The organism is Arthrobacter sp. NPDC057388 (assembly GCF_042668165.1).
Taxonomy (GTDB): Bacteria; Actinomycetota; Actinomycetes; order Actinomycetales; family Micrococcaceae; genus Arthrobacter.
The window spans coordinates 1-25,830 of sequence record NZ_JBHVBL010000004.1 but is presented as its reverse complement, the minus strand read 5'-3'; the positions used below and the strand labels follow the sequence as shown (position 1 = coordinate 25,830).

Below are 25,830 nucleotides of genomic sequence, written 5' to 3'. Positions count from 1 at the left end.
CATTTCTGCTTAGGCTCGCAGGTGGACCGATACCCCGGCGTTTAGGAGCCTCACGTTGAAGATCGCGAAAACCCTGGCTGCGGCCGCCACAACAGTGCTGGCCTGTGTTCTGAATGCCGGGCCGGCCCAGGCTGCCGGTGAAGTTCCCTCTCCTGTTGGCGGCGGAACTGTCAGCAAGGACATCGCGGGCGGTACCACCACTACGGTTTCAGCCGCCCCCTACGTGGCGCAAGTTTCCTTTGATTCCGCAGGCAGAAATGTCCTGTGCGCTGGCAGCCAGATCGCGGCGGCCTGGGTTATCACCGCCAAGCACTGCAATTCAGCAAGCCTGAGGTCGGTTCGCCTGGGCACCAGCCATCTTGGGACGGGCGGTGCCGTCCGGCCGGTGGCTGCCCGCTACCCCGCCCCAGCCGGAGATGTCCTTCTGCTGAAGCTGTCCACGCCGTACTACGGATCCTATGTGGGGCTCTCCAGCTCTTTTCCCGCCACGGGAGCGTCCGGGAGTGTGTATGGCTGGGGCGACCAGTCCGAAGGTTCCGGTGCGATGTCCTACTACCTCAAAGCCGCCCAGGTCTCGGTGGTGTGGCAGGGAGTGGACAATTACGGCGGCCCGTCCGTGCGGAGCCGGTCCGGGAGCGGCCACCCGCTCAGTGGGGATTCGGGCGGACCGCTGATCGTGAACGGCAAACTGGCGGGGGTCCTGTCCACGTCGGACTTCCTGCCGGCCCGGAACCCCGCCAGTTACGGCGCTTACTACAACAACCACGCCTCCGTGGTCCGGAACCTCGCCTGGATTACCAGCGTCTCCGGGGTTCGCGGCTCCTAGGTCAGAGGCTCCCGGAGGGGCGGCGCTGGCGGCCAGGGAGGCCGGGCGGCCCGCTACATGCCGGGCAGATCGAGCGTTTCGTACACCTGAATGCTCGCGCCAGGCATCATGAGGTGCGGGTGCCCCTCGAGCAGGGCCAGCGCGCCGTCCATGTCCTCGGCCTGCAGGATGCCGTAGCCGCCGACGTTCGTGTTGGTGTCCGTGGTACCCGACTGGCTAACCTCCTTGCCGGCGCCCAGGGGCTGGCCCATGTCCACGATGCCGCTGCCCGCGCGGGATGCCCACTCCATCCAGGCCTTCATGCCCTCCTGTGCGGCCTCAGGGGTGCTTTCCGCCATCTGGGATTGTGCCGACTGCGGTGCGTTGTAAAGAACTACGAACTTCTTCATTCCCGGTCCTGTCTCTGCGGTAGTGGTCACTGGACACGTCGATCCTAGGGGGATTCGCCCGGCGGCGATACAGTTCAAGGGCCACCGTTCACGGAAAATTCGCCGCCCGGCCAAGGGTATTTCGCTGTGGGAAAACTTGGCCGGGAAGACCTGAAAAGCAAAGTTGAGCGTAGTAGACTCAAGTTAGCTAAACCGTCTTCGAAAGGAGCTCTCTTTGGACGTCAAATTCACCACCAAGAGCCAGGAGGCTCTTTCGGCTGCCGCCATGAACGCCTCCACGGCCGGTAACCCGCAGGTGGAACCCGCCCACCTGCTCAAGGCGCTGATGGATCAGCGCGAGGGCGTCGCCGTCGCACTCCTGCGCGCCACCGGCGCGGACCCGGACGTTGTCAGCGTGCAGGCCAGCACCGCCATCAAGGCCCTTCCCGCCTCCTCCGGAAGCTCGGTCCAGCAGGCCCAGCTGTCCCGCCCCTCCCTGCAGGCGATCCAGAATGCCCAAAACGAGGCGGACAAGCTGGGCGATTCCTTCGTCTCCACCGAGCACCTGCTGCTCGGGCTGTCGGCGGGAAGCGACGGCGTGGGGAGGCTGCTGCGCGACGCCGGCGCGTCCCATGAGGCACTGGCTGCGGCGCTCCCGGGTGTCCGCGGCGACCGCAAGGTCAACTCGCCCGATCCGGAGAACACCTTCCAGGCGCTGGAGAAATTCGGCACTGACCTTACTGCCGTCGCACGCTCGGGGAAGCTTGATCCCGTCATCGGCCGGGACAGCGAAATCCGGCGCGTGGTGCAGGTGCTCAGCCGCCGCACCAAGAACAATCCGGTCCTGATCGGCGAGCCCGGCGTCGGCAAGACCGCCGTCGTGGAAGGTCTCGCCCAGCGGATGGTGGCGGGCGACGTGCCCGAGAGCCTGCGCGGCAAGACCCTGATCGCACTGGACCTGGCCTCCATGGTGGCCGGCGCCAAGTACCGCGGCGAGTTTGAGGAGCGGCTCAAGGCCGTGCTTGAGGAGATCAAGAACTCCGAAGGCCGCATTGTCACGTTCATCGATGAGCTGCACACGGTGGTGGGTGCCGGGGCGGGCGGCGAGAGTGCCATGGACGCCGGCAACATGCTCAAGCCGATGCTGGCCCGTGGTGAACTGCGGCTGATCGGGGCCACCACCCTCGACGAATACCGCGAGAACATCGAGAAGGACCCTGCCCTGGAGCGGCGCTTCCAGCAGGTGTACGTGGGGGAGCCCAGCGTGGACGACACCATCGGCATCCTCCGCGGCCTCAAGGAACGCTACGAGGCCCATCACAAGGTTGCCATTGCCGACTCCGCGCTGGTGGCGGCCGCGACGCTGTCCAACCGCTACATCTCCGGGCGCCAGCTGCCGGACAAGGCGATCGACCTCGTGGACGAGGCCGCCTCCAGGCTCCGCATGGAGATCGACTCCGCGCCGGAGGAGATCGACCAGCTGCGCCGCGCCGTGGACCGGCTCACCATGGAGGAGCTTGCGCTGCAGGGCGAGACGGACGCGGCGTCCGTCGAGCGCCTTGCCGCCTTGCGCGCAGACATGGCGGACAAGAAGGAGCAGCTGGCCGGGCTGAATGCCCGCTGGGAGGCCGAGAAGGCCGGCCTGAACCGCGTGGGCGACCTGAAGGCGAAGCTCGATGAGCTGCGGTCCACCGCGGACAAGGCGCAGCGCGAGGGTGACCTGGAAACGGCATCCCGCATCCTCTACGGCGAAATCCCGGCACTGGAGCGTGAACTGAACGACGCCGCGGAGGCAGAAGCCGCCGTCGCGGACAAGGCCGCGCTGATGGTGGCGGAGGAAGTCACCGCCAACGACATTGCGGAGGTCATCGCGGCGTGGACCGGCATTCCGGCCGGCCGCATGCTGCAGGGCGAAAGCCAGAAGCTGCTGCACATGGAGGAGGAACTCGGCAGGCGGCTGATCGGCCAGTCCAAGGCCGTCACCGCCGTATCCGACGCGGTCCGCCGCGCCCGGGCCGGCATCAGCGACCCCAACCGGCCCACCGGGTCCTTCCTCTTCCTCGGCCCCACCGGCGTAGGCAAAACCGAGCTGGCCAAGGCGCTCGCGGACTTCCTGTTCGACGACGAACGCGCCATGGTGCGGATCGACATGTCCGAGTACAGCGAGAAGCATTCCGTGGCCCGGCTCGTGGGTGCGCCCCCAGGGTACGTCGGCTACGAGGAGGGCGGCCAGCTCACTGAGGCCGTCCGCCGGCGGCCGTACTCCGTGGTGCTGCTGGACGAGGTGGAGAAGGCCCACCCCGAGGTGTTCGACATCCTGCTGCAGGTGCTCGACGACGGCCGCCTCACCGACGGCCAGGGCCGCACCGTGGACTTCCGTAACGTCATCCTGGTGCTGACCTCCAACCTGGGCAGCCAGTTCCTCGTGGATCCCACCCTGGACGCAGAGGCCAAGCGCAACGCGGTGATGGCCACCGTGAATGCCAGCTTCAAGCCGGAGTTCCTGAACCGGCTGGACGAGGTGGTGCTGTTCGATCCGCTGTCAGTTGACGAGCTCGCGCGGATCGTCGAGCTGCAGGTGGCGGAGCTGGCCAAGCGCCTGCATGACCGGCGGCTTTCGCTCGAGGTCACCGAAGGGGCCCGCGCCTGGCTGGCCATGTCCGGCTTTGACCCGGCGTACGGCGCACGGCCATTGCGCCGCCTCGTGCAGCGCGAAATCGGCGACCGGCTGGCCAAGGCCATCCTCGCCGGCGAAATTTCCGATGGCGACACCGTCCTGGTGGACACGGCAGCAGACCTCGGAGAACTCACCGTGGCGGGCCTGGAGGCTTTGTCAGGACCCGACGGCGGGGCTCCCGCCGGCAGCGGACTTACCGTCCGCCGCCGGGACTAAGCCCCCGGGAATATCAGAAACCCGGTGGCGTAGCGGGAGCGGGAACGTCATCAGGGCAGCAGGCTTGCCTTGATGATGTTCCCCGACGCCGTGACGTAGCAATCCACGCGGCGGTCGCCCTTGGCCCAGCTGGAGGTGCTCGGGTAGGCGAGGCGGTAGTTCAGGTTGTAGGCATTGGACTTCTCCGTCAGGGCCGCCGCCTGGCAGGTTTCCCTGGCCTTGGTCTTCATGGCCTCACGGCCCGGGTACCCATCACCGTCCGCGTAATGCGTGACCGCCACCAGCTGGGCGGAGTGGTCGGTGGTGCACGCAACCACTGTCGACTTGGACGCCTCCGGGTCGAAGTCCTTGAAGCAGTCGCCCACCCGGAAATCCAGCGGACTGACGCTGGCCAGGGGCAGGCTGGGCCTTGGCGATGCCCCCGGGGCGGCCGGCGCGGCGGCGGTGGGGTCCGCCGCCGCGGCAGGCCGGTTTGCGGACTGCATCGTGGCGGCGGCCAGGAGCGAGGCCAGGAGCCACACGAGCAGGCCGCCCACCACCAGCAGCGCGGCGAGAAAGCCGGCCTTGAGCAGATTTTGCCGCGCCTCGGGCTTGCCGAGCCCGGAGCGGAGCGAACCGGCCAGTCCCTGGATTCTGGCTGATGCTTGGAACCTGGCTGACGTGGACTCCGCACGTGCGGGCTCCGCTGATGCAGGCTCTGCAGGTTTGGGCTGCCCGGTCTCCCCGGACTGTGCGGGCTGTACGGCGACGGTTCGTGCCGGCCCGTCTTCCCCGTGGCTGGGATCGTTGTCATTCATGTGGGCGCGGCACCCCTTCCTGGCTTTCGCTCGGCGGTGAGCATCCGGCAGCCTGCGTTTCCGCGGTGTGGCCAGGGCGGCCAGCGGCCGGATCCCCATGCCCGCTTAATTCAGTCGTTCAGGAGACTCTATCGAACAAAAAAATTCTGCGAGCCCCGAATTGCCGCGGAGAAGCAGGCTGCCGGTGCCTCCGAAGGGCGCCGTGGCAAGCAGATGCCGCCGAAAGCATGTAATCTAGGGGTACGACAAATTGACCAATCATTCCGGGGCCTCACCATCGCCAAAGGTGACCACCTCCGGTCCAAGTACAAAAGGGGGTCACGCCATGGGGCGCGGCCGTCAAAAGGCAAAAGCTACCAAGCAGGCTCGGGACATCAAGTACTACTCCCCGAACACCGATTATTCGGCCCTACAGCGTGAGCTCACGGGTCCGGGAAGTCGTGCCACGAGCCATTTCGCGAATGAACCGGTTGAGCCGGACTATTCAGCCTACGTGGATAAGTACGCGGACGATTTGGATGAAGACGACGACGAGGTAGACAGCCGTCGTATCGGTTAGCCGTTCCCGCTGACCTGCCGAAAGGCAGCCGGCTGAACGCCGCCGTCGTACACCTCCCGGGCAGTTCCCGCATTCGGGGTGCCCGCCCCCTGCCTGTCCTTGGCATCTGGCCAGAGTCGGATATCCGGTCTTAGCCGGAGCCTTGGCGCAAGGGGACCAATCCGGTGTTGTCACAGCTATCAAGGCCCGTTGGGCACGCCAGTCTTTGGCGTGCCCAACGGGCCTTTGGCGTTTAGGCTGGAGGGAAACCAGCCAACGAAGGGATGCGGACGTATGGTGCAGCGCAGCGGGTACAGCGTGGGGGAGCTCTGCTGGGCGGACGTCCAGACGCCGGACGTGGCGGCTGCCAAAGCCTTCTACGCCGCCGTTTTCGGCTGGCGCTACGAGGATTTTCCAACCCCGGACGGACGCAGTTACGCAAAGGCGTTCCTGGATGACGATCTCGTGGCCACGGTGGCACCCCAGCCGCAGCACGGCGGTGCGCCGCGGCCCGCACACTGGAACGTCTACTTCGCCGCGGTGGACGCCCGGGCTGCCGCCGAGGAAGCCCCGCACGCCGGTGGCGCCGTCCGGTTCGGGCCGGAGGATATCGGAGACACCGGCACCATGGTGTTCGTTGACCCGCCGGGAGGGGGCGCCACAGGCATCTGGCAGGCCGGAACGCACCTGGGCAGTGCCCGGCACCATGAGCCCGGTGCATTCGCGTGGGCCGAACTTCTCACGCCTGAGCCGCAGGCCGCCGTCGGATTTTTCCAGCAGCTGTTCGGGCACGAGGTGACCGAGTATCCGCAGGACGACGGCGGCACCTACACCACGCTGATGGTGAACGGCACGGAGGTAGCCGGCATCGCCCCTGCCCCGGAAGATGGCGAGGACGACGAGGGCGGCGAGACCGGTAGCCTCGGCTGGCAGGTGTATTTTGGCGTCTCCAGTGTCAAGGAGGCCGTGCTGTCCGCGGTGGCCGCCGGAGCCGAGGTGCTGGTGGAGCCGGAATTCGCTGAGGACGGCGGCAGCATTGCCACCCTGAAGGACCCGCAGGGCGGGGTTTTCAGCGTCCTGGAGGTTTAAAAACGCATCGAGTGCTCCCCACCGGCCCCCTAGCCTCGCAGGCTCGGCCAGGGAACCCTGCCGGCCTGGTCCCAGCCGCCCTTATGAAGGTTCTAAACGGCCGTTACGGAGCACTCGATGTGCGTGTGTTAGCTAGGCGTAGGCGTTGACCAGCTGAACGGCGCCGCCGTCCACACCCTTGGCGCCCTGCACGTAGTCCGGCCCGGTCTTCACCACGGCGTCGGAATCGGCGCTGACGGAACCCATGATCCAGGACGGCAGGCCGCGCTCGTTTAGGCGGGCCACGGCTGCGTCCGCGGCCTCGGGGGAGACCACGGCCACCATGCCGACGCCGAGGTTCAGCGTGCGCTCCAGATCGGCCAGCGGAACGCGGCCCAGCTCGGAGACGAGCTTGAAGATGGCCGGCAGCTCCCAGGTGGAGCGGTCAACGGTGGCCACGAGGCCCTGCGGCAGCACGCGCGCCAGGTTGGCGGCCAGGCCGCCACCGGTGACGTGGCTGAAGCCGTGCACGGCCTTTTCGGCCGTGACGGGGAAGGCCCGCGCCAGGTCCAGGCAGTCGGCGGCGTAGACGCGGGTGGGTTCCAGGAGTTCCTCGCCCAGCGTGCGGCCGAGCTCGGAGACCTGGCGGTCAAGGGCCCAGCCGGCGTGGTTGATGACGCGGCGGACCAGCGAGTAGCCGTTGGAGTGCAGGCCGGAGGAGGCCATGCCGATCACCACGTCGCCTGCGCGGACGCGGTCCGGTCCGAGCAGCGCGTCGGCTTCCACAACACCGGTTGCGGCACCGGCGACGTCGTATTCGTGTTCGCCCAGCAGGCCGGGGTGCTCGGCGGTTTCGCCGCCCACCAGGGCGGTGCCGGCCACGGAACAGGCGGCCGCGATGCCGCGGACGATGTCCGCGATGCGCTCCGGAACAACCTTGCCGCAGGCGATGTAGTCGGTCATGTACAGCGGCTCGGCGCCCACCACCACGATGTCGTCAACCACCATGCCCACGAGGTCGTAGCCGATGGTGTCGTGGATGTCCATGGCCTGTGCGATGGCCACCTTGGTGCCCACGCCGTCAGTGGAGGTTGCGAGCAGGGGCTTCTTGTAGGTGAGGAGCTTCGAGACGTCGTAGAGGCCTGCGAAACCGCCGACGCCGCCAATCACCGACGCGTTGTGGGTCGCCTTGACGGCGTCCTTCATGAGTTCGACGGCGCGGTCCCCGGCTTCGACGTCCACACCGGCGGCCGCGTAGGTGATGCCGGTGTTGTTCTGGGCAGCATTCATGTCAGCAGTGGAGGAAGCGGAAGTCATAGGGACTCTTTCTTGTCAGCGCCGACGGTTGCAGCGTCGTGGTGGAGATCGGGCACGCGGTCTTCGTCGGTGAGCAGGTTCTCGAGCTCTGAATCAGGCCCCGGGTCACAGCCCGTGGCGCCCGGCTTTTCGGCGGGGTCCTCGGTCACCGGAATGCTCTCCGGGTTGCCGGGGGTGGCGGCGGCCGGCTCGATGGCGGCTTCCGCAGTGGCGCCGGCAGTCCCGGCGCTGGCAGTCCCGGCGGCGGGGGCGCCGGTGCTGCCGGAAGCGGCAGGCAGGCCGCCCAGGTCCGTGCGTTCCAGCAGGTTCTTGCCGAGCTTGTCGGCGCCGGGCAGCTCGATCGGGTACTTGCCCGTGAAGCATGCCGTGCAGAGCCGTTCGCGCGGCTGCTGGGTGGCCCCGATCATGCCGTCTTCGGAAATGTAGGCCAGGGAATCGGCGCCGATGGCCTGGGAGATCTCCTCGATGGTGGCTCCGTTGGCGATGAGCTCCGCACGGGAGGCGAAGTCGATGCCGTAGAAGCAGGGCCACTGGACCGGCGGGGAGGAAATCTTGACGTGGACCTCCTTGGCCCCAGCCTCCCGGAGCATACGCACGATGGCGCGCTGGGTGTTGCCGCGGACGATCGAGTCATCCACCACCACGACGCGCTTGCCGCGGATGACGGATTCCAGGGCGTTGAGCTTCAGCCGGATGCCCAGCTGGCGCAGCGTCTGCGAGGGCTGGATGAACGTGCGGCCCACGTAGGAGTTCTTGACGAAGCCGTGCGCAAACGGGATGCCGGATGCCTCTGCGTAGCCGACGGCCGCGGGGGTGCCGGATTCGGGAACCGGGATGACGATGTCCGCCTCATGGGTGTTCTCGCGCGCCAGCTGGCGGCCCATCTCCACGCGGGATTCATACACGGACCGGCCGGCGATGGCGGCGTCCGGGCGTGCAAGGTAGACGTATTCGAATACGCAGCCGGCCGGCGTCGGATCCGCGAAGCGGCGGGAGCGCACGCCCTGTTCATCGATGGCGATGAATTCGCCGGGCTCGATCTCCCGGATGAAGCTGGCGCCGACGGTGGCGAGGGCGGACTGTTCGGACGCCACCACCCAGCCGCGCTCCAGCCGGCCCAGGCAGAGCGGGCGGATGCCGAAGGTGTCGCGGGCCGCGTACAGGGTGCCTTCGTCCATGAAGACGAAGCAGAAGCCGCCGCGGATCTTGGGAAGCAGTTCGAGGGCGGTCTCCTCGAGGGTCTTGCCCTCTTCGCCTTCCAGCAGCGCCGTCACCAGGGCGGTGTCCGAGGTGTTGCCCTGCTTCATTTCGCCGCTGAGCTGGCCGCCGTTGCGCTCATGGATCATGGCGTTCAGTTCGGCGGTGTTGGTGAGGTTGCCGTTGTGCGCCAGTGCCACCGTGCCGGTGGCGGTAGCGCCGAGGGTGGGCTGGGCGTTGGCCCAGTGGCTGGCGCCGGTGGTGGAGTAACGGCAGTGGCCGACGGCCAGGTGCCCGGTCAGGGTGTTCAGCGTGGTCTCGTCGAAGACCTGGGATACGAGGCCCATGTCCTTGTAGACGTTGATCCGCTTGCCGTCGCTGGTGGCTATACCAGCCGACTCCTGACCGCGGTGCTGCAGCGCGTACAGCCCGTAGTAGGTAAGTTTTGCTACTTCTTCACCTGGTGCCCAGACGCCGAAGACGCCGCAGGCGTCCATCGGGCCCTTTTCGCCAGGGAGAAGATCATGAGAAAGTTTTCCATCGCCGCGTGCCACTGGTCGATTATCTCACGTCATGAGGTAAGGAATTTCCGGCCGCCCGATTATGACCGGGGGCCCGCACCGCCGTCGGCGTCGTCTCCAGCCTCTTTCCCGGTCTCTGGAACGGCTTCGACCACGCCGCGGCGGGCGCGGCGGACGCTGGCCCGGTCCAGCACCAGGGCGGCAACTGCGCCGAGAATCACACCGGCGGCGGCGCACGGCACCATGAAGAAGCCGTAAACGGCGCCGCGGTCGTAACTGGCGTCGCCGGGCAGGGCGAACGCAATGACCGCCGCCGCGGCGAAGCCCACCAGCCCGCCCAGGATCAGGAAGGGAACATACTTGGGGGCACGCCGGACGGTGATCTCGCGGCGTTCCGGAACTTCGTGCCGTTCGGGGGCGGGCTGGTCGGAAGACATGCCATCTAGCCTACTGTCATCCCGCCCGCCGGTCCGCCGCGGCAGTTTCAGCCCTGCCCGTGCAGGCCTGTTCTTCTTCAGGCCCGCACCAGCCGCTGCCGCTGCTCGCCCAGGAGGTCCCCGCCGGACAGCCGCATGACGTCCCCGGCCTTCAGGTACGGAAAGCGCCCGGACAGCGCCACGCCCTCCGGCGTCCCGGTGGTGATGAGGTCGCCGGGTTCCAGCACCATGTACTGCGAAAGCCGGCGGACCAGTTCGGCAGGACCGAACACCATGTCCGCCGTCGAACTGTCCTGCCGGGGCTCGTCATTGACCCAGGACGCGAGACGGATATCGTCAGCGTCCACCGCTGCGGCGGGCACCAGCCAGGGCCCCACCGGGTTGAAGGTGGGGCAGGACTTGCCCAGCGACCACTGGGGCCCGGAATGCTCCAGCTGGTATTCGCGCTCGGAGACATCGTTGGACAGGACATAGCCGGCGATGCAATCGGCGGCCTCTGCGTCCGATGCCAGATAGCTGGCCCTCCGGCCGATGACCACGCCCAGCTCCACCTCCCAGTCCACGCTCTGAGCGCCCGGCGGGATGACAACGTCGTCGTCGGGGCCCACCACGGTGTTGGGATGCTTGAAGAAGATGATGGGGCGCTCCGGCACGGGAAGGCCTGATTCGGCGGCGTGCGCGGCGTAGTTCAGTCCCACCCCGATCACGGCGCCTGGCCTGGCGATCGGCGCGCCGATGCGCTTGCCGTCGACCGTCACCCGGGGCAGGCCTGTCAGGTCCAGGTCCGGCAGCTGGCCGGCCCAGGTCTCAAGGAAGTTCCCGTCAATGTCCTGGGTGACGGGCCGCAGGTCATAGGCCTGGCCGTCGTCGTCGATGACCACCGGGACCTCATTGCCTGCCTGGCCAATGCGCATCAGCCGCATGCTGTCTCCTTTCAGCTGCCGCGGTAGGTGGAGTAGGCGAACGGGCTCAGCAGCAGCGGCACATGGTAGTGCTCGGTGCCGGTGACCTCGAAGACCAGGTCCACCTCCGGGAAAAATGTGGTGCCGCCCTGCCGGGCGTAGTACTCGCCGGTGGCGAAGTTGAGCCGGTAGTTCCCTGGGGCCAGGACTTCCGGCCCCAGGTCCTTCGCGCGGCCGTCCGCATCGGTGGTGCCGCTGGCCAGCTCAGTCCACTTGCCGCCGTCGTTCGCGTAAAGTACGACGGCGACACCCGCCGCCGGGCGTCCGGCGCCAGTGTCCAGGATGTGGGTGGTTACGTGCGAAACGCTCATTCGCTGATCACTCCTTCAAGGCGCAGCAGGGCGATTTCCCGCAGCTGCTGGGCAACGATGGCGTCTTCCTGTGCCGGGGTATTGGCCAGGCGCTCGTTCAGCGCGGCCAGGATTTCGGGGGCGGTGCGGCCGGCGGCGCGGATCAGGAAGACCCGGCCGAACTTTTCCTCGTACGCACGGTTTCCGCGGGCGAGGGCGTCGGCCACCTCGGCATCGGCAGGGTCCACGCCCGCCTGTTCGGACCTGGACATGGCGGCCTCGGTGGTTTGCGCGGCGGGGCGTTCGCCGATCCGGGGGTGGTGCGCCATGGCGGCTTCCACCTCCTCCGCGGTGAACGGTGCCGCGGCGTCCCGGGCCCCGGCCAGGAGCTCCTGGACGGAGTCGAACGGGCGGGCATCAGCGACCTGGTCAACCCAGCGCTGGACATCGATGCAGGGGCGCAGGACTGCGCTGGCAGCGTCCCGGTCCGCGGCATTGAATTCGGCAAGCTTCACGTTGTGATCCTCAAGCAGATGCTGGCATCCATGGTGACGGCTATGCGGAAGTCCGGGTCCTCTCCCGGGGCCCGCCATTCCTGATTAGCAATCGCGAGTTCCGCATCATGGAACTGTTATTTCAGCATACGTAATAGTGAAGCCGAGTAAGTCCGCCGGTGTCAAGAGAGTACAACAAGGACTGAGCCTCGCCGGATAGTATCGGCGCGGGGGGCTTGACGCTGGGTCGGAGTCCCGCGCGGCGAAAGGGGGAGGGATGAAAGGGACCGGCGCCCGGACACTCCCGGAGCAGGATATCGACCGGCAGCCAGCCCTTCAGGCTTACGGCTTGCTGGGCGGCCAGGAAGCCGGGGCTTCCCCGCCTCCCGGCGCTGCTTCCCGCCCCGCTGCCCGCACGGCACTGGACAACCTTGTGGACCTGGCGGCCAAGCTGTGCAACGTTCCCTTCAGCGTGGTGAACGTGATTACCGCGGACCAGCAGCGCCAGATCGCGGCGTCCGGCGTCGAGCCGGGGATCTGCTCGCGCGAGGACTCGATGTGCGCCCGGGTGTTCCTGGCCCGGGAGACCACCGTGGTCCGCGATGCTTCCGCGGATCCGCGGTTTGCCAATAATCCGTTTGTGACCGGCGAGATCGCCAAGGTCCGCTTTTACGCCTCGGTACCGCTGGAAACCGACTCCGGCTTTGTGCTCGGCTCCCTGTGCGTTTTCTCCGATGCGCCGGCGGAACCGGACCCGGAGCAGATCGCCATGCTGGAGCTCCTGGCCCAGCAGGCCGTGGAGCTGCTGGAACTCCAGCACCGGACGCTGCAGCTGAACGAGGCGCTGGACGAGGTGCAGCGGAGCAATGCCAAGCTGGGCGAATTCGCAGGCCGCGTCAGCCACGACCTGCGCGTTCCGCTGACCACGATCCTGGGCTACGTGGAGCTGAGCGAGGATGATCCCGACATGCCGCCCGAGCATCCTGCTGCCGAGTATCTGCAGCTCATCGGCGCCAGCGGCAGACGCATGCTGGACATGCTCGAGGACGTTCTGGACTACTCCAAGGTGGGCGGCGCGCTGCATCCGCAGTCCGTCTCGCTGCGAAGCGCTGTGGCAGACGTCGCGCGGGACCTCGGCATCCCGTTCGGGAGCGGGGCCACGCTGGACTCGGATGATGCGCGGCTGCATGCAGATCCGCTCCAGCTGCGGGCCCTGCTGCAGAACCTTTTCTCCAATGCCGTGAACTACCGCAGCCCCGGGCGTCCACTGGAAATCCGTGTCACCGCGGTCTCCAACTACCACGGGACTGCGGTCCTGGTTGCGGACAACGGCAAGGGAATCAGGCCGGAGGACAGGCAGCGCGTGCTGGAGCCGCTGGTCCGCCTGCACCGGGAAGGGGACGGCCCGGGTTCGGGGCTGGGCCTTGCCACGTGCCGCCGCATCGCGCAGGCACACGGCGGGGACCTGACGCTGACCGAGACCCCCGGCGGCGGAACCACTGTGGTCCTGACCTTCCCCGAAGCTCTGTGAACGGCGCTGCGTCCCGCCGTGTCATGGCCGGCCGCCCGCTCCGGTGGAAGGCAGGCGCCGCCATGCTGCTGGCACTCCTGCTGTTCCGGTTGCCGGCCGGCCTGGCCCCGGGTGCGGCTGCGGAGACTCCTTCCCCGGCGCCAGCGCCCACGGTGACTGCGGGCGGGGAGGGGCCGCTCTTCGGCGCGGTCCTGGAATGGGGCGAGGACAGCGCCGCCGGCTTCGCGGAGCGGCTGGGCGCGGTCCCGGCCGTCTTCGGCCATGACATCACCTTCCCGCTGCAGGAATCCGAGCAGGTCCACATCCGTGAATTCTTCCGGCAGAGCGATGCGCAGGGAGCCCATGCCCTGCTGACGGTCAAGCCCTCGAGGTCCCTGGACCAGGTGTCTGCCGATGACGCGGCAGCCTTTGCCCGGGCGGTGGACCGGCTCAGCACCGGCTTCCAGGGCAGGCTGTACATCAGGTTTGCGCCGGACATGAACACCAGCTGGGTTCCGTGGGGCCAGCAGCCGGAGGCGTACCGGAAGGCGTTCCGGGCCGTGGCGGCAGCCTTCGCATCGCAGGACGACGCCGGCACGGTCATGGTCTGGCAGCCCTTCCTGGGCCGCGACTACCCGTTCCAGCGGAACCGGAATGCACCGGGCCAGGGTTCGGAAGGCTTCAACCTGCTGGACACCAGCGGTGACGGGCGCTGGGACGGCGCCGATGATCCCTACTCGCCGTACTACCCGGGCGATGACGCCGTGGAATGGTCGGGCCTGGGCGCCTACCACGACGACACCGGCGGGGCATCGGCCCGCAACACGCTGCCGGCCGGGAATGAGCTCGCAGGCATGCTGACCGGCCATGACGGCCGCGGCGGTTATGGCGACTTTTACACGGACTATGTGCAGGGGCGCGGCAAGCCGCTGATGCTGCAGACGGCCGCCTTCTTCAGCTCAACCACGGGCGGCCCGGCGGAAGCTGACATCAAGCTGGCCTGGTGGGACCAGGTCCTCGGAGCAGCTTCCTCAGAACGTTTCGGGAACATCGGCGCCGTCGTCTGGGACGAGCGGACCAGCACCCGGGACACGGGAGTGGCAGCCATCGACTGGCGGCTGACGGGCCAGCCCGGCCTCGCGACGGCCGCCGGTGAACGGCTGGCAGGCTCTGCCCTGGTTACCGGACCGGTGACCGCCCGCGGCGGTTTGGCCGGGGATGATTCGGGCGCCGCGGGCAAGGTTATTGGCGGAATAGGTGCGTGGACGACGGCGGGCGTCCTGGCCGCCGTCGTCTGCTTCCTCTGGCTCCTCCCGCGCTTCCTGCCCCGGGCGGCCGGCTGGGCCTACGGCGACCCCTCCTCCCGGGATTCCCGCGTGGACTTCCTGCGCGGGCTCGCCATCGTGTTCGTGGTGGTCAACCACGTGGGCATGACCTCCCTGTTCCAGCTGTTCACCCAGGAAGCAGTGGGCTTCGTCTCGGGTGCGGAACTCTTTGTGCTGTTCTCCGGGTTCGTGCTTGGAATGGTGTTCGGCCCCCGGGTGAAGGACAACTTCGGCGACGTGGTTGACCACACCACCAAACGGGCGGGCAAGCTCTACGCCACGGCGCTCACCGTGCTGGTCGGGGTCTTCCTGATCTCGCTGGTTCCCGCCATCAACGCTGACACGTTGACGTCCTTCGTGGACCAGGGCACGGGGGCGGCGGGCCGCGGCGGAGCGGGCCGCTCCTACGACCTGTACGCCGGAATGGATTCGCTGCTGCGCTTCCCGGTGGCGCCGGAGGTCATCCCCGGCATCCTGCTGCTGCAGTTCGGCCCCTGGCAGTTCAACGTCATGGGCCTGTACGTGATCCTGCTGCTGGCCAGCCCGCTGGTCCTCTGGGCCCTGTCGCGCGGAAAAGGTGTGTGGGTGCTGGCCGCCACCACTGCGCTGTACGCGACCGGGGCCATCTTCCGGATCCGGCTCCTGCCGTCCGAATTCGAGGATTCCTTCCCGCTGCTGGTCTGGCAGGTGCTGTTCATTGTGGGCATGGTGGCGGGCTACCACCGGCACCGGATCATTGCCTGGCTGGGCGCGCATTCCTGGGTGGTGGTGGCGTGCACTGTCCTGGCTGCCTGCTTCGCGTTCCTGGCCTGGGGCAACCCGTACCTGGCCAACAGCTTCGACGTCCGCGTGGCCATCCTTCCGGACACGGCATACCGGGCGCTGTACGACTCCTACTTCGGCCGGACATACCTGGGCGTGGGACGGCTGCTGAATGTGCTGGTGCTGGTCGTGGCGGCCTATGCGCTTCTGACCGCCTACTGGAAGCCAGTCCACCGCGCCCTGGGCTGGTTCCTGGTTCCGCTGGGCCGGGCAACGCTGTACGTCTTCATCATCCACGTGGTCCTGATCGCCGTCGTCGCGAACATCCCGGCCCTGCAGGAGGGCCGGGTGCTCTTCAACACGGCAGCCTATGCGGTGATCCTGGCGCTGCTCTGGGTCATGGTGCGGACCCGGTTCCTGTTCCGCATCATCCCCACCTGACGTCTGCTTTCTGACTGCTGCCCGACCGGACCCGGGCCGCCGGCCTGCCGCCCAATCCGCGGCAGGCCTGCCGCACGCTAACCGCGGCGCGCGGCCAGGGCGCTTCGCAGGGCGTCCGCGGCGGCCTGGCTGCTGTTGATCCGCCAGTCCGTTTCCTTGTTGAAGTGGAACCAAGTCAGGGCCGTGACATCCCCCTGGGCAGCCAGGTAGCCCACCAGGGACGAAGCCCAGTCGGCCTTCGAGCCGCCCTGCTCTGCCGATGACGTCTCACCGACCAGGATCTGCTTGCCGGGGGCCAGCATCCGGAGCTGGGCGAGGCCGTCGCCGAATAGCTGGGACGGCGAGACCCAGGTGCTCCAGGACGCCGACGTGCCCCAGTTGTAGCCGTCGAGCGCCACTGCGTCCACGTAGGACGGGCCCGGGTAGAGGGCGTCCAGCGGCGTGGAGCCCCAGTAGGGCACGTTCGGGTTCCATACCCAGGTGACGTTGGATGCGCCGGTGGAGGCGACGACGTCGTGGATGTGCCGCCAGGCGGAAACATAGTCGCCGGTCCCGTTTCCGTTGAGCTGTTCGGACCACGGGTACCAGTTGCCGTTCATCTCGTGGCCGAAGCGCAGCATCACCGGATGGCCCCAGGCGGCCAGTGCCTGCCCCCACTGCCGAAGGTAGGGGTCGAAGTCACCGGCGGTGATCCGGTCCAGCGAGTAGGCGGGCTGGGAGGTTCCTGCGCCCCACACCCACGGCTCCCATGTCAGCAGGACCACGGCGCCGCGGCTGCGGGCGGCCTCAAGTTCGGCGAGCGGGGGCGCCTGGTTGAAATCCTTGTAGGACAGGATGATCGACGGCGCTTCCCCGGCCAGTGCAGCCACCTCGTCGAGTTCCGCCGAGGCCAGCGGGCCCCCGGGGGTGCCCACCCCGAAGCGCAGGAGCGACGTGCCGGGCTGGGGTGAGGAGGGCGCCGGTACCGGGGACGTGGACTCACCGGCCGGGGCGGTGGTTACCTCAGGGGCGGGATCGGCGGCGGAGGGGGAGCTGTAGGTGAGGGTGAACGGGGCCGCCGCACTCACCTTGCCGGACACGGCCGTAACCTGGACCACCGGATCGGAGCTCTCCGGAATCACCACGGCGGCGGTGAAGTAGCCGGAGGCGCTGGCCGTGAAAGGAACCGTGCTGGTCCCGGCGCTCAGCATTCCGGGACTTTTCTTGGGGAACCCCGTCCCGGTCACGGTGACGGTGGTGCCCGCGGGGCCGGAGCCCGCGTCGAGTTTGATGGCGGCAGCCGCGGCTTGGGCAGGGGCGATGCCGGCCGCTGCGAGGCCGGGCAGGGCAACGCAGAGGGCGGCCATGACGGTGGTGAGTAATTTGGGCAGTCTCATAATCCGCTCAAGGTACCGTCAAGTTCTTGGGACAAGCGCTGCAGGAGCGCAGCATCAGCGAAGGATTCGCGCTAGCTGCAAGGCTGACCACCGGGGGCGGTCAGCCGCCGATGGGGCTCCGCGACAGAATCCAGGTGTTCGTGCCGTCCTGCCGCGTAAAGGTCACGGTGGTGACCAGCGCGCGGATCAGGGCCAGCCCGCGTCCGGACTCGGCGTCCTCGCCGGGCATGGTGGTGTCGCCGTCGTCGATGCCGGGGCTTGTGGCGCCGAAGGCGCTGACCTTGGCTTCCAGGCTTGACTGCCGGATGCAGATGTCCACGCCCAGTTCCACCGGATCCGCCGATTCCGGCTCCGCGTGCTGGACCACGTTGGCGGCGGCTTCGATCACGGCGGTGGCGAACGTCATCCGGTCCATGTCGGGAACGAAGGGGGCGTCCTCCCACAGGCCGTCCAGCTGGCCGTGCACGGCGTCGACCGCCTCGGGCGCCGCCACACTGCGGAAGTTGCGGCGGGCCAGGACCTCAGTCATTGCCGAACGCCTCGTCAGCGGTGGCATAGGACGTCAGTACGCGGTCCATGCTGGTTAGTTCCAGGACCATCTTCACCTGCGGCTGGACGGCGGCGATGCGGAGGTCGCCCCCTGCCTGCCGGGCCGCCTTCAGGCAGCCGATGAGGGCGCCGAGCCCCGAGGAATCCATGAAGGCGGTGTCTTCGAGGTTCACCACAATCCTGCTGGAGCCGTTGGCGACGACGTCCGCCACGAACTCCCTGAGCTTGGGCGCGGACACCATGTTCAGGCGGCCGGCGGCTTTGATTTCGGCGTATGAGTCCTTGACCTCGTAACTAAGATCCATCCGTCTTCCTCTCTTCGATCAAACCCTCTGCCGGAAGGGACTCAGGCTCGAAACCCTCCGGTTCATAACCCTTGTACAGCACGGCCCGGACCAGGATGCTCATGACCACCAGGTCGAACACCACCCAGGCCACGTTGACCAGCGTACCGATCGGTTCGGACATGCCCGCGGCCAGCCGCGCGATGCCCACCACCGAGGAGACGGCCAGCAGCACGGACACGACGATCTGCGGCCGGATCAGGCTCCAGCTGGGGCCGCCGGTCTGGCGGTCTTTGGGGGTGACGGCGAACCCAAGGGGACGGCCGAACCAGACGTTCCGGGCCGCCGTCGTACATGCCTTGATCCAGGTGGGAAACAGCGCAAGGCTGTACTGCTGCCCCCGCCAGGTGGGGATGCCGCGGCCGGCAATGAAAAACAGCAGCTGGTTGACCACCATGAAAGGGATGAACCGGATAAAGAAGTCGGCGCTGAGGCTGGTGACCGGCAGGATCCCGAGCAGCAGGTAGATGATCGGGGCGGCAAAGTAGATCACCGCGGCGAAGCCGCTCAGGTAGGTCCACATGGTGGCGAAGTACATGAGGCGCTGGCCCAGCTTGAGGCCGCGCTGCACCAGCGGGTTTTCACGCAGCATCACCTGGATGGTGCCCTGCGCCCAGCGCAGCCGCTGCGTCAGCATGGTGGCAAGGTCCTCCGGGGCCAGGCCGTAGGCGAGGACCTCGTGGTGGTAGACGCTCTCCCAGCCCATGCCGTGGATGCGCATGGCAGTGGCCATGTCCTCCGTGACGGAGATGGTGGCCAGCGGCATGACGGGCTGGGCTTCGCCGCTGCGTTCCACGGACAGGGCATCCAGCACTGCCTGCACGGATTCGATGGCTCCGAGCGGCGACCAGTCCCGGGCGGACATGCGCTGCACGGCGTCGTCGGCCACCACGGGCACGCCTGAGTCACCCACGTGTGCCAGCTCCATGGCGGCGATTTCCTCAAGGTCCGCCTGCAGCGCGGATACGTCTGCCTGGACGAGGGCCTGGACAGCCTGGTCCACCTTGCGGCGGACGCGGTACGTGATCTCGCTCAGTGACTCGCCGTCGTCGAGCCTGCGCCGGGCTTCCGTGGTGGCGGACTCCACCTCATCGAGCATCTGCGCCACGAGCAGGTTGTCCGAATCCGCCGATTTCCGTGCCTTGCGGACGGCCGACTGGGAGGCCGCCAGGGCGCGGCGGATGCTCTTTTCTGTTTCCCGGACGTACCCCACCAGGCCCAGCTGCATGAGCGCCTCACGGCGGAGGATCGCGTTGGAGCCGCAGAAGAAGGCGGCGTTCCAGCCGTCCTTGCCCTGCTGGATGGGGCCGTAGAACAGGGGTGCCTGGCTGCCCAGGGGGTCGCTGGCGGGGACATTGCTGAAGTACTGGGGCGTCTGCACCAGCGCAACCTTGGGGTTGGTGAAGTAGCCCAGCGTTTTGTCGAGGATGTCCGGCTCGGGGATCTGGTCGGCGTCGAGGATCAGCAGGAACTCGCCCTCGGTGACCATCAGGGCGTTGTTGAGGTTGCCTGCCTTCGCGTGGCGGGGCATGTTCTTCCAGTCCTCGCTGCGCGTGACATAGCCCAGCCCGTGCTCTTCGGCGAGCCGGCGCATCTCGGGGCGGGCGCCGTCGTCGAGGATCCAGGTGCTGTGGGGATGCCGGATGCGCTTGGCCGCGAGGGCGGTGGTCATCACCAGGTCCAACGGCTCGTTGTACGTGGTGATGAAGACATCCACGGTGGCGTCCGCAGGCGGCGGGGGCGCACCCTTGCGAATCTTCAGGCGCCACACGGTCATCCCGAACAGCATGACGTCGATCAGGCTGTACGTCTCGGCGGCCACGAGGGGCACCGCGATCCACCAGGCTTCCCAGTTCAGTGAGGCCAGCCAGCGCCAGGCGATGTAGTTCACGCCCAGCAGCACCGTCAGGACCACCACCAGGCGGGTCCAGAAGCGCGTCACAGCGCGGCCGTTCCTGTTGCCTCCGCTGCGGGCCCGGTCCCGGCGAGGCGCCGCACCATGACCGCGGTGACATCGTCCTCGGCGGTGTCGGCGGGGGCCAGTTCCAGCAGGGCGGCGCAGGCCGCCTCCGCGGTGGGCTGTCCGAGCGTGGAACGGCGGACGGCGTGGGTGAACTCCTCGACGGAGCCGAACACGTCCAGGATGCCGTCGCTGACGACGACGAGCGAATCGCCGGGGGACAGATCCAGTTCCGCTTCGGTCCAGCCGGCATCGCCCCAGGCGCCGACGGGCGGCCCGGCAGACGGAAGCCGCTCCGCACCGCCGTCGGCCTGGAGGTGAAGCGCCAGGCCGTGGCCGGCGTCGACGTAGCTGACTTTCCCGGAACCGGCGTCCAGCCGGGCGTGGAAGAGCGTGACGAAGGAGCCCGAGATGTCCAAATCCGACGCGATGGAGCGGCTGGCCAGGCCGAAGGCGTTCTCGAGGTCCGGCTCGTGCCGGACCGAACGCATGACCGCCCGGGCGGTGGCGGCGATGAGGGCCGCGCCCATGCCCTTGCCCATGGCGTCGGCGAACGTCAGGTGGAGCCCGCCGGGGGTCTGGTACCAGTCGTAGAAGTCACCGCCGACGCTGCGTGAGGGGCGGAACACGCCTGCCACTTCGTAGCCCTCCAGCCGGATGGTCTCGCGGGGAAGCAGGCTCTGCTGCACCTCGGCGGCTCGGCGGAGGTCGTTCTGGGCGGCCTCGTCGACGGCGGGGGTCCGGGAACGGCGGAACAGCGCATTGATCCGCGACTGGAATTCCCGCGGGCTGAAGGGCTTGTTGATGTAGTCGTCCGCGCCGTTGTCCAGACCGGTGAGCTTGTCCAGCTCGTCCACCCGGGCGGTGAGCATGATGATGAACGCGTCCGAGAACTCGCGCAGCCGCTTGCAGACCTCCAGCCCGTCGAGGTCCGGAAGGTTGAGGTCCAGGGTGACAAGGTCCGCCCTGGTGTCCCGCACGGCCTCGATGCCCGGAAGACCCGCACCCGCTTCGGTGACTTCGAAGCCCTGCTTCGTCAGCACCCGGACCAGCAGGCCCCGAATGTCCGGATCATCCTCGATGACGACGGCTCGGCGCGGCTCAGGGGTAGCAGGCATGCCTCTATTAACTACTGTCTTTACAGACTTGTCACGCCGAAGTCCCCCCGTGTCCAATCAGACCGGCCTGCGTGAACGTCCCTGTCAACGCCTCCTCACGTTTTGCCGGGCCTTTCCCCACCCTTCCTCACCTTTGGTCGGGTCGCGCCTGACCCTTCCTCACTTTGGTCGGGTCGCGCCTGACCCTTCCACAGCCGGTGAGGAAGGGTTTGCCATTTTCCTGCAGGAGGTGAGGAAGGGTCGCCTGTTTTCCTGCAGGAGGTGCGGAAGGGCTTCCCGTTTTCCTGCAGGAGGTGAGGAAGGGTTTGCCGTTTTCCTGCAGGAGGTGAGGAAGGGCTTCCCGTTTTCCTGCAGGAGGTGAGGAAGGGTCTGAGGGTGTCACGGGGCGGTGCGGAAGGGGGAGGGGGCCCTCGACGGCCCAAGAATTGTCAAAGCTCGAAGTACTAGCCTGTCAAGGCCGTGGCTATCCGCCGCGGCACCGTTCCGGCCGGAAGATAATCGGATATGCAGATCCTGGTGGTTGAAGACGACGAATCAGTGGCAGCCGGCGTGCTGGAAGGCCTGACGAGGGCCGGTTTCCAGGCCCGGCACGTCGGTGACGGTGCCGGGGCGCTCGCCGAGGTCCGCTCCTCGAGCCCTGATTTCGTGCTCCTTGACCTGGGGCTGCCGGACATGGACGGCACGGACGTGTGCCGGTCCATCCGTTCCCTGACCGGGACGCCGATCATCGTCGTCAGCGCGCGCGACGAGGAAATCGACCGGGTCCTGGCCCTTGAGCTGGGGGCGGATGACTACCTGGTGAAGCCGTTCGGCATGCGGGAACTCGTTGCGCGGATCCGGGCCGTTGCCCGCCGCACGGCCGACCCCCAGGCCGGGACCGCTCCCGCGCCCGACGGCACCCGCACCATCGGCGCGCTCAGCATCGACCAGCGTTCGCGCCGGGTCACGGTGGGCGGGAACGAAGTCCACCTCACCGCCAAGGAGTTCGAGCTCCTGTACTACCTCTCGGAGGACGCGGGCGCCGTCTGCCAGCGCACCGACATCCTGCGTGCGGTGTGGGACGGCACCTGGTACGGAACAACCAAAACCTTGGACGCACACGTGGCAGCAATCCGGAAGAAACTCGGCGACCCCCGCTGGATCGAGGCGGTGCGCGGCGTAGGGTTCAGGCTGGACGTGCCCGGATGAGGTGGCGGCTGATCTGCGCCTTCATGGCCATCACGCTGCTGGTGGTGCTGGTGCAGGACATTCCCCTGGGCAGCTACCTTGTTCGGGTGGAACGCGACCGGCTGGCCACCTCCCTTGAACGCGACGCCTTCCTGCTCAGCGGGCGGGCCCACCATCTGCTGGAAACCGGAGCGTCTGCCCCCGGCCCGGTGGCCGTCACCGTCCGTGATTACGGCCGCGCCAGCGGCGCCCGAGTCGTCATCGTGGACCGCTCCGGCACGGCGGTAGTGACGTCCGACGACGACCAGTCATCTACCGGGTCCTCCTACCTTTCGCGCCCCGAGATTTCCGCGGCGCTCGCGGGCCAGATCACGTCCGGCCAGCGGCACTCGGACACCCTGGGATTCGATCTGGTGTACGTCACCGTTCCCGTGCTCAGCGGTGCGAACATCACGGGAGCGGTGCGGCTGACCTACCCGGCGTCCGTGGTGGATGACCGGGTATCCGGCCAGCTGAGGGTGATGTGGGCCGTGGCGGGCACCACCGTGCTGCTCGCCGGACTGCTGGCCTACCTGCTGGCCGGTGCCGTGACCCGGAGGATCAAACGGCTGCAAAAGGCCACGGAACTCCTGGCGGAAGGCAACCTCGACACCCGCACCGAGGAGGAGCAGGGCCCGCCCGAGCTGCGCGCCCTGGCCCGCTCGTTCAACCAGATGGCGGACCGGCTGGAACACGTACTGCAGCAGCAGCGCGGATTTGCCAGCGACGCGTCCCACCAGCTGCGCACCCCGCTGACAGGCCTCCGGCTGCGGCTGGAGAACGCCGTGGACGCCGTGGACAGCGATCCCGACGGTGCACGAGTCATGGTGGCGGACTCCCTGGAGGAGACGTACCGGCTGCAGCGGATCATCGACGGCCTGCTCCTCCTGAGCCGGGCGGACAGCCGCCATGTGGAGCGGGAAGAAGTGGACCTCAGCCAGATCGCCCGCAGCCGGGTGGAGCAGTGGGAGGCGCTGGCCGAGGAAAGCGGGGTCCGGACGGTGCTGGACGCGGTTCGAGAAGCCAGGGTGGTGGCGATGCCCGGGGCGGCGGAGCAGATCATCGACAACCTCATTGACAACGCCCTGGCCGTGGCGCCGCCGGGATCGGAGATCCGGCTGGTGGTCCGGCCGGACCGTTCCCCCGGCTCCGGTGCCTCCGCCAGCGGTGCTTCCGGCGCCGCCAACGGCTATGAGCTCCACGTGCTCGACGACGGTCCTGGGCTTTCCGAGGAGGACCGGCTCAAGGCCTTCAACCGGTTCTGGCGGGGACAGTCGACGACAGATGGCAGCGGGCTGGGACTGGCCATCGTCCAGCAGCTGGCGGAGGCCAGCGGTGCGGCGGCTACCCTGGAGGCGCGGCCGGGCGCCCGGGGCCTGGACGCCCGCGTCACATTCAAAGCTGCTGTGCGCACCTAAGACCGCTTCGCCGGCCGGCGTGCCCGGCGGACAAGACTGCAGGAGTAAGCGGGCAAGACTTGCGTGCTTCATCTACTTACGTATGCGTGTGATGCCTGCCATACTTATTTAAGACGCGCTATGCGCATTCAGTTGTGTAATGCGCAATTACCCGAAGGTGCGAAAGAAGAAAACCGAAGATCGGCGCAGCTGCCCGGGTCGACGTAGGCGACCTCCGGAGCGGCGGAGTGTCCGGTCTGCGGGACAAGGATTTCGAACCATGGCAAGTCAGTTAGATTTGGCTGAGGTGCCGCAGCCAACGAGCCCCGTGCTCAGGAAGGAACGTGAACTCATGGTTCATAAAGTCAAGGCAGTTGTTGTCCGGGAAAAGGATGCGCCGGTATCGGTGGAGACGATCCTGGTGCCGGATCCGGGTCCGGGCGAGGCCCTCGTGGACATCCTGACGTGCGGGGTGTGCCACACGGACCTGCATTACAAGCTGGGCGGCATCGGGAATGACTTCCCGTACCTGCTCGGCCACGAGGCCACGGGTGTGGTGTCCGCGGTCGGTGAGGGCGTCACCGAGGTCGCCCCCGGCGACCGCGTGATCCTGAACTGGCGCGCGGTGTGCGGGCAGTGCCGGGCGTGTGCGAAGGGCCAGCCGCAGTACTGCTTCAACACGGCCAACGCGACCCAGAAGATGACGCTGGAGGACGGCACCGAACTGTCCCCGGCGCTGGGCATCGGCGCGTTCGCGGAGAAGACCCTGGTGGCTGCCGGGCAGTGCACCAAGGTTGACGAGGACGCCGATCCGGCGGCCGTCGGCCTGCTGGGCTGCGGTGTGATGGCCGGCATCGGTGCCGCGATCAACACCGGCGAGGTCAAGCGCGGCGAGTCCGTGGCTGTGATCGGCTGCGGCGGCGTGGGCATCGCAGCGATCGCCGGCGCGAAGCTGGCGGGTGCCACGACGATCATCGCCGTGGACATTGATGACAACAAGATCGAGATGGCCAAGTCCCTGGGGGCAACGCACGGCGTGAATTCCCGTGCCGGTGACCCGGTCGAGGCGATCCGCGCACTGACCGGCGGCAACGGTGCCGACGTCGTGATCGAGGCCGTCGGACGGCCCGAGACGTACAAGCAGGCGTTCTACGCCCGCGACCTCGCCGGCCGTGTGGTGCTGGTGGGTGTCCCGACGCCCGAGATGCAGCTGGAACTGCCGCTGCTGGACGTTTTCGGCCGGGGCGGATCGCTGAAGTCCTCCTGGTACGGGGACTGCCTGCCCTCCCGCGACTTCCCGATGCTGGTGTCGCACTACAAGCAGGGCAACCTGGACCTGGATGCGTTCGTGTCTGAACGGATCACCATCGACCAGGTCGAGGAAGCCTTCGACAAGATGCACGAAGGCAAGGTCCTGCGTTCCGTCGTCGAAATCCAGCCCGCCGCCGAAACCCGCCCCGCCGCCGCAACCCAGGGAGCATCCGTATGAGCGTCACCATCGAAAACCTTGTCACGTCCGGCACGTTCTCGCTCGACGGCGGCACGTGGGATGTGGACAACAATGTCTGGATCGTCGGCAACGACGAGGAATGCGTGATCATCGATTCCCCGCACGACGCCAAGGCGATCATCAGCCAGGTCAAGGGCCGCACGGTCAAGGCCATCCTGCTCACCCACGCGCACAACGACCACATCGGCGCCGCCCGTGAGGTTTCGGAGGCCGTGGGGGCGCCGATCTACCTGAACCCGGAGGACAAGGTCCTGTGGGAGCAGGTCTACCCGGACTTCGAACCGCAGCGGCAGCACGCCGACGGCGACGAATTCCAGGTCGGCGGGGCGACGCTGAAGGCGATCCACACCCCCGGCCACTCACCCGGATCCACCTGCTTCTACCTGGAAAGCGAAGGAACCGTCTTTACCGGGGACACCCTGTTCAACGGCGGACCCGGTGCCACCGGCCGCTCGTACAGCGATTACCCGACCATCCTCACCTCCATCCGCGAACGCCTCCTCACCCTCCCGGCAGAGACGGTGGTCCGGACCGGTCACGGGGACAACACCACCATCGCCGCCGAACGCGAAACCCTCGCCAAGGTGGCGCAGTAAGAACCAAACCACGATCCACACGCAAGGC

23 protein-coding genes are annotated in these 25,830 nt (G+C 67.7%); 10 read left to right on the top strand and 13 right to left on the bottom strand.

Annotated elements, in window-relative coordinates; translation table 11 throughout:
* Positions 1 to 55 precede the first annotated feature (55 nt).
* On the top strand, positions 56 to 826 hold the full coding sequence (locus tag ACFUTU_RS02955) for a S1 family peptidase (protein WP_377960467.1): 771 nt from the start codon (positions 56 to 58) through the stop codon (positions 824 to 826).
* A 53-nt stretch (positions 827 to 879) separates the two neighbouring features.
* Here ACFUTU_RS02955 and ACFUTU_RS02950 read toward each other — a convergent pair whose 3' ends face one another.
* Positions 880 to 1,245 carry a hypothetical protein gene (locus ACFUTU_RS02950; RefSeq protein WP_377960465.1) on the bottom strand — a complete coding sequence of 122 codons (366 nt, stop codon included), beginning with the start codon at positions 1,243 to 1,245 and terminating at the stop codon, positions 880 to 882.
* A gap of 184 nt (positions 1,246 to 1,429) precedes the next feature.
* On the opposite strand from ACFUTU_RS02950, the gene clpB reads away from it, so the two are divergent.
* The gene (gene clpB, locus ACFUTU_RS02945) at positions 1,430 to 4,087 is read left to right on the top strand and encodes an ATP-dependent chaperone ClpB (RefSeq protein ID WP_377960463.1); all 2,658 of its coding nucleotides are present in this window, start codon (positions 1,430 to 1,432) and stop codon (positions 4,085 to 4,087) included.
* Between the two features lie 50 nt (positions 4,088 to 4,137).
* Here clpB and ACFUTU_RS02940 read toward each other — a convergent pair whose 3' ends face one another.
* Positions 4,138 to 4,884 carry a septum formation family protein gene (locus tag ACFUTU_RS02940; protein WP_377960461.1) on the bottom strand — a complete coding sequence of 249 codons (747 nt, stop codon included), beginning with the start codon at positions 4,882 to 4,884 and terminating at the stop codon, positions 4,138 to 4,140.
* A 325-nt stretch (positions 4,885 to 5,209) separates the two neighbouring features.
* On the opposite strand from ACFUTU_RS02940, the gene ACFUTU_RS02935 reads away from it, so the two are divergent.
* Together ACFUTU_RS02935 and ACFUTU_RS02930 are read left to right on the top strand one after the other, a co-directional pair.
* Positions 5,210 to 5,443 carry a DUF3073 domain-containing protein gene (locus tag ACFUTU_RS02935; RefSeq protein ID WP_003803040.1) on the top strand — a complete coding sequence of 78 codons (234 nt, stop codon included), beginning with the start codon at positions 5,210 to 5,212 and terminating at the stop codon, positions 5,441 to 5,443.
* A 273-nt stretch (positions 5,444 to 5,716) separates the two neighbouring features.
* Positions 5,717 to 6,511: a VOC family protein gene (locus tag ACFUTU_RS02930; RefSeq protein ID WP_377960459.1), complete on the top strand. Its 795-nt coding sequence runs from the start codon at positions 5,717 to 5,719 to the stop codon at positions 6,509 to 6,511.
* Between the two features lie 132 nt (positions 6,512 to 6,643).
* On the opposite strand, the gene purM is transcribed toward ACFUTU_RS02930, so the two are convergent.
* The 6 genes from purM to uraD all read right to left on the bottom strand — a co-directional run bounded on the left by purM (position 6,644) and on the right by uraD (position 11,729).
* Entirely contained in the window at positions 6,644 to 7,807 is a 1,164-nt protein-coding gene (gene purM / locus ACFUTU_RS02925; protein ID WP_377957043.1) for a phosphoribosylformylglycinamidine cyclo-ligase, read from the bottom strand.
* A complete protein-coding gene (gene purF, locus ACFUTU_RS02920; RefSeq protein ID WP_377960457.1) occupies positions 7,804 to 9,558 on the bottom strand; it encodes an amidophosphoribosyltransferase in 1,755 nt (584 codons plus the stop codon). Before purF ends, purM begins: the two co-directional genes overlap by 4 nt.
* Positions 9,559 to 9,605: 47 nt before the next feature.
* Positions 9,606 to 9,962 (bottom strand): hypothetical protein, encoded by a 357-nt coding sequence (locus tag ACFUTU_RS02915; protein ID WP_377960455.1) that lies wholly within the window; start codon positions 9,960 to 9,962, stop codon positions 9,606 to 9,608.
* Between the two features lie 77 nt (positions 9,963 to 10,039).
* Positions 10,040 to 10,885 (bottom strand): fumarylacetoacetate hydrolase family protein, encoded by an 846-nt coding sequence (locus ACFUTU_RS02910; RefSeq protein ID WP_377960453.1) that lies wholly within the window; start codon positions 10,883 to 10,885, stop codon positions 10,040 to 10,042.
* A gap of 11 nt (positions 10,886 to 10,896) precedes the next feature.
* Complete coding sequence (gene uraH, locus ACFUTU_RS02905) at positions 10,897 to 11,235, bottom strand: hydroxyisourate hydrolase (protein WP_377960451.1); 339 nt, start codon at positions 11,233 to 11,235, stop codon at positions 10,897 to 10,899.
* On the bottom strand, positions 11,232 to 11,729 hold the full coding sequence (uraD, locus tag ACFUTU_RS02900) for a 2-oxo-4-hydroxy-4-carboxy-5-ureidoimidazoline decarboxylase (protein ID WP_377960449.1): 498 nt from the start codon (positions 11,727 to 11,729) through the stop codon (positions 11,232 to 11,234). The genes uraH and uraD overlap by 4 nt, the downstream gene beginning before the upstream one ends.
* A 256-nt stretch (positions 11,730 to 11,985) precedes the next feature.
* On the opposite strand from uraD, the gene ACFUTU_RS02895 reads away from it, so the two are divergent.
* Positions 11,986 to 13,239: an ATP-binding protein gene (locus ACFUTU_RS02895; protein WP_377960447.1), complete on the top strand. Its 1,254-nt coding sequence runs from the start codon at positions 11,986 to 11,988 to the stop codon at positions 13,237 to 13,239.
* Between the two features lie 62 nt (positions 13,240 to 13,301).
* The gene (opgC, locus tag ACFUTU_RS02890; protein WP_377960445.1) at positions 13,302 to 15,746 is read left to right on the top strand and encodes an OpgC domain-containing protein; all 2,445 of its coding nucleotides are present in this window, start codon (positions 13,302 to 13,304) and stop codon (positions 15,744 to 15,746) included.
* A 77-nt stretch (positions 15,747 to 15,823) separates the two neighbouring features.
* Here opgC and ACFUTU_RS02885 read toward each other — a convergent pair whose 3' ends face one another.
* The 5 genes from ACFUTU_RS02885 to ACFUTU_RS02865 all read right to left on the bottom strand — a co-directional run bounded on the left by ACFUTU_RS02885 (position 15,824) and on the right by ACFUTU_RS02865 (position 21,093).
* The gene (locus tag ACFUTU_RS02885; RefSeq protein ID WP_377960443.1) at positions 15,824 to 17,122 is read right to left on the bottom strand and encodes a glycoside hydrolase family 26 protein; all 1,299 of its coding nucleotides are present in this window, start codon (positions 17,120 to 17,122) and stop codon (positions 15,824 to 15,826) included.
* Positions 17,123 to 17,222: 100 nt separating this feature from the next.
* Positions 17,223 to 17,651 carry an ATP-binding protein gene (locus ACFUTU_RS02880; protein ID WP_377960441.1) on the bottom strand — a complete coding sequence of 143 codons (429 nt, stop codon included), beginning with the start codon at positions 17,649 to 17,651 and terminating at the stop codon, positions 17,223 to 17,225.
* Positions 17,644 to 17,976 carry an STAS domain-containing protein gene (locus tag ACFUTU_RS02875; protein ID WP_377960439.1) on the bottom strand — a complete coding sequence of 111 codons (333 nt, stop codon included), beginning with the start codon at positions 17,974 to 17,976 and terminating at the stop codon, positions 17,644 to 17,646. Before ACFUTU_RS02875 ends, ACFUTU_RS02880 begins: the two co-directional genes overlap by 8 nt.
* Positions 17,966 to 19,957: a glycosyltransferase family 2 protein gene (locus ACFUTU_RS02870; protein ID WP_377960437.1), complete on the bottom strand. Its 1,992-nt coding sequence runs from the start codon at positions 19,955 to 19,957 to the stop codon at positions 17,966 to 17,968. The genes ACFUTU_RS02875 and ACFUTU_RS02870 overlap by 11 nt, the downstream gene beginning before the upstream one ends.
* On the bottom strand, positions 19,954 to 21,093 hold the full coding sequence (locus ACFUTU_RS02865; protein ID WP_377960435.1) for a SpoIIE family protein phosphatase: 1,140 nt from the start codon (positions 21,091 to 21,093) through the stop codon (positions 19,954 to 19,956). The genes ACFUTU_RS02870 and ACFUTU_RS02865 overlap by 4 nt, the downstream gene beginning before the upstream one ends.
* A 504-nt stretch (positions 21,094 to 21,597) precedes the next feature.
* Here ACFUTU_RS02865 and ACFUTU_RS02860 point away from each other — a divergent pair.
* The 4 genes from ACFUTU_RS02860 to ACFUTU_RS02845 all read left to right on the top strand — a co-directional run bounded on the left by ACFUTU_RS02860 (position 21,598) and on the right by ACFUTU_RS02845 (position 25,802).
* A complete protein-coding gene (locus ACFUTU_RS02860) occupies positions 21,598 to 22,281 on the top strand; it encodes a response regulator transcription factor (protein WP_377960433.1) in 684 nt (227 codons plus the stop codon).
* Positions 22,278 to 23,717, top strand: a complete 1,440-nt coding sequence (locus ACFUTU_RS02855; RefSeq protein ID WP_377960431.1) for an ATP-binding protein — start codon at positions 22,278 to 22,280, stop codon at positions 23,715 to 23,717. The genes ACFUTU_RS02860 and ACFUTU_RS02855 overlap by 4 nt, the downstream gene beginning before the upstream one ends.
* Positions 23,718 to 24,048: 331 nt before the next feature.
* Positions 24,049 to 25,185, top strand: a complete 1,137-nt coding sequence (locus tag ACFUTU_RS02850) for an S-(hydroxymethyl)mycothiol dehydrogenase (protein ID WP_377960740.1) — start codon at positions 24,049 to 24,051, stop codon at positions 25,183 to 25,185.
* Complete coding sequence (locus ACFUTU_RS02845) at positions 25,182 to 25,802, top strand: MBL fold metallo-hydrolase (protein WP_377960429.1); 621 nt, start codon at positions 25,182 to 25,184, stop codon at positions 25,800 to 25,802. Before ACFUTU_RS02850 ends, ACFUTU_RS02845 begins: the two co-directional genes overlap by 4 nt.
* Positions 25,803 to 25,830 lie beyond the last annotated feature (28 nt).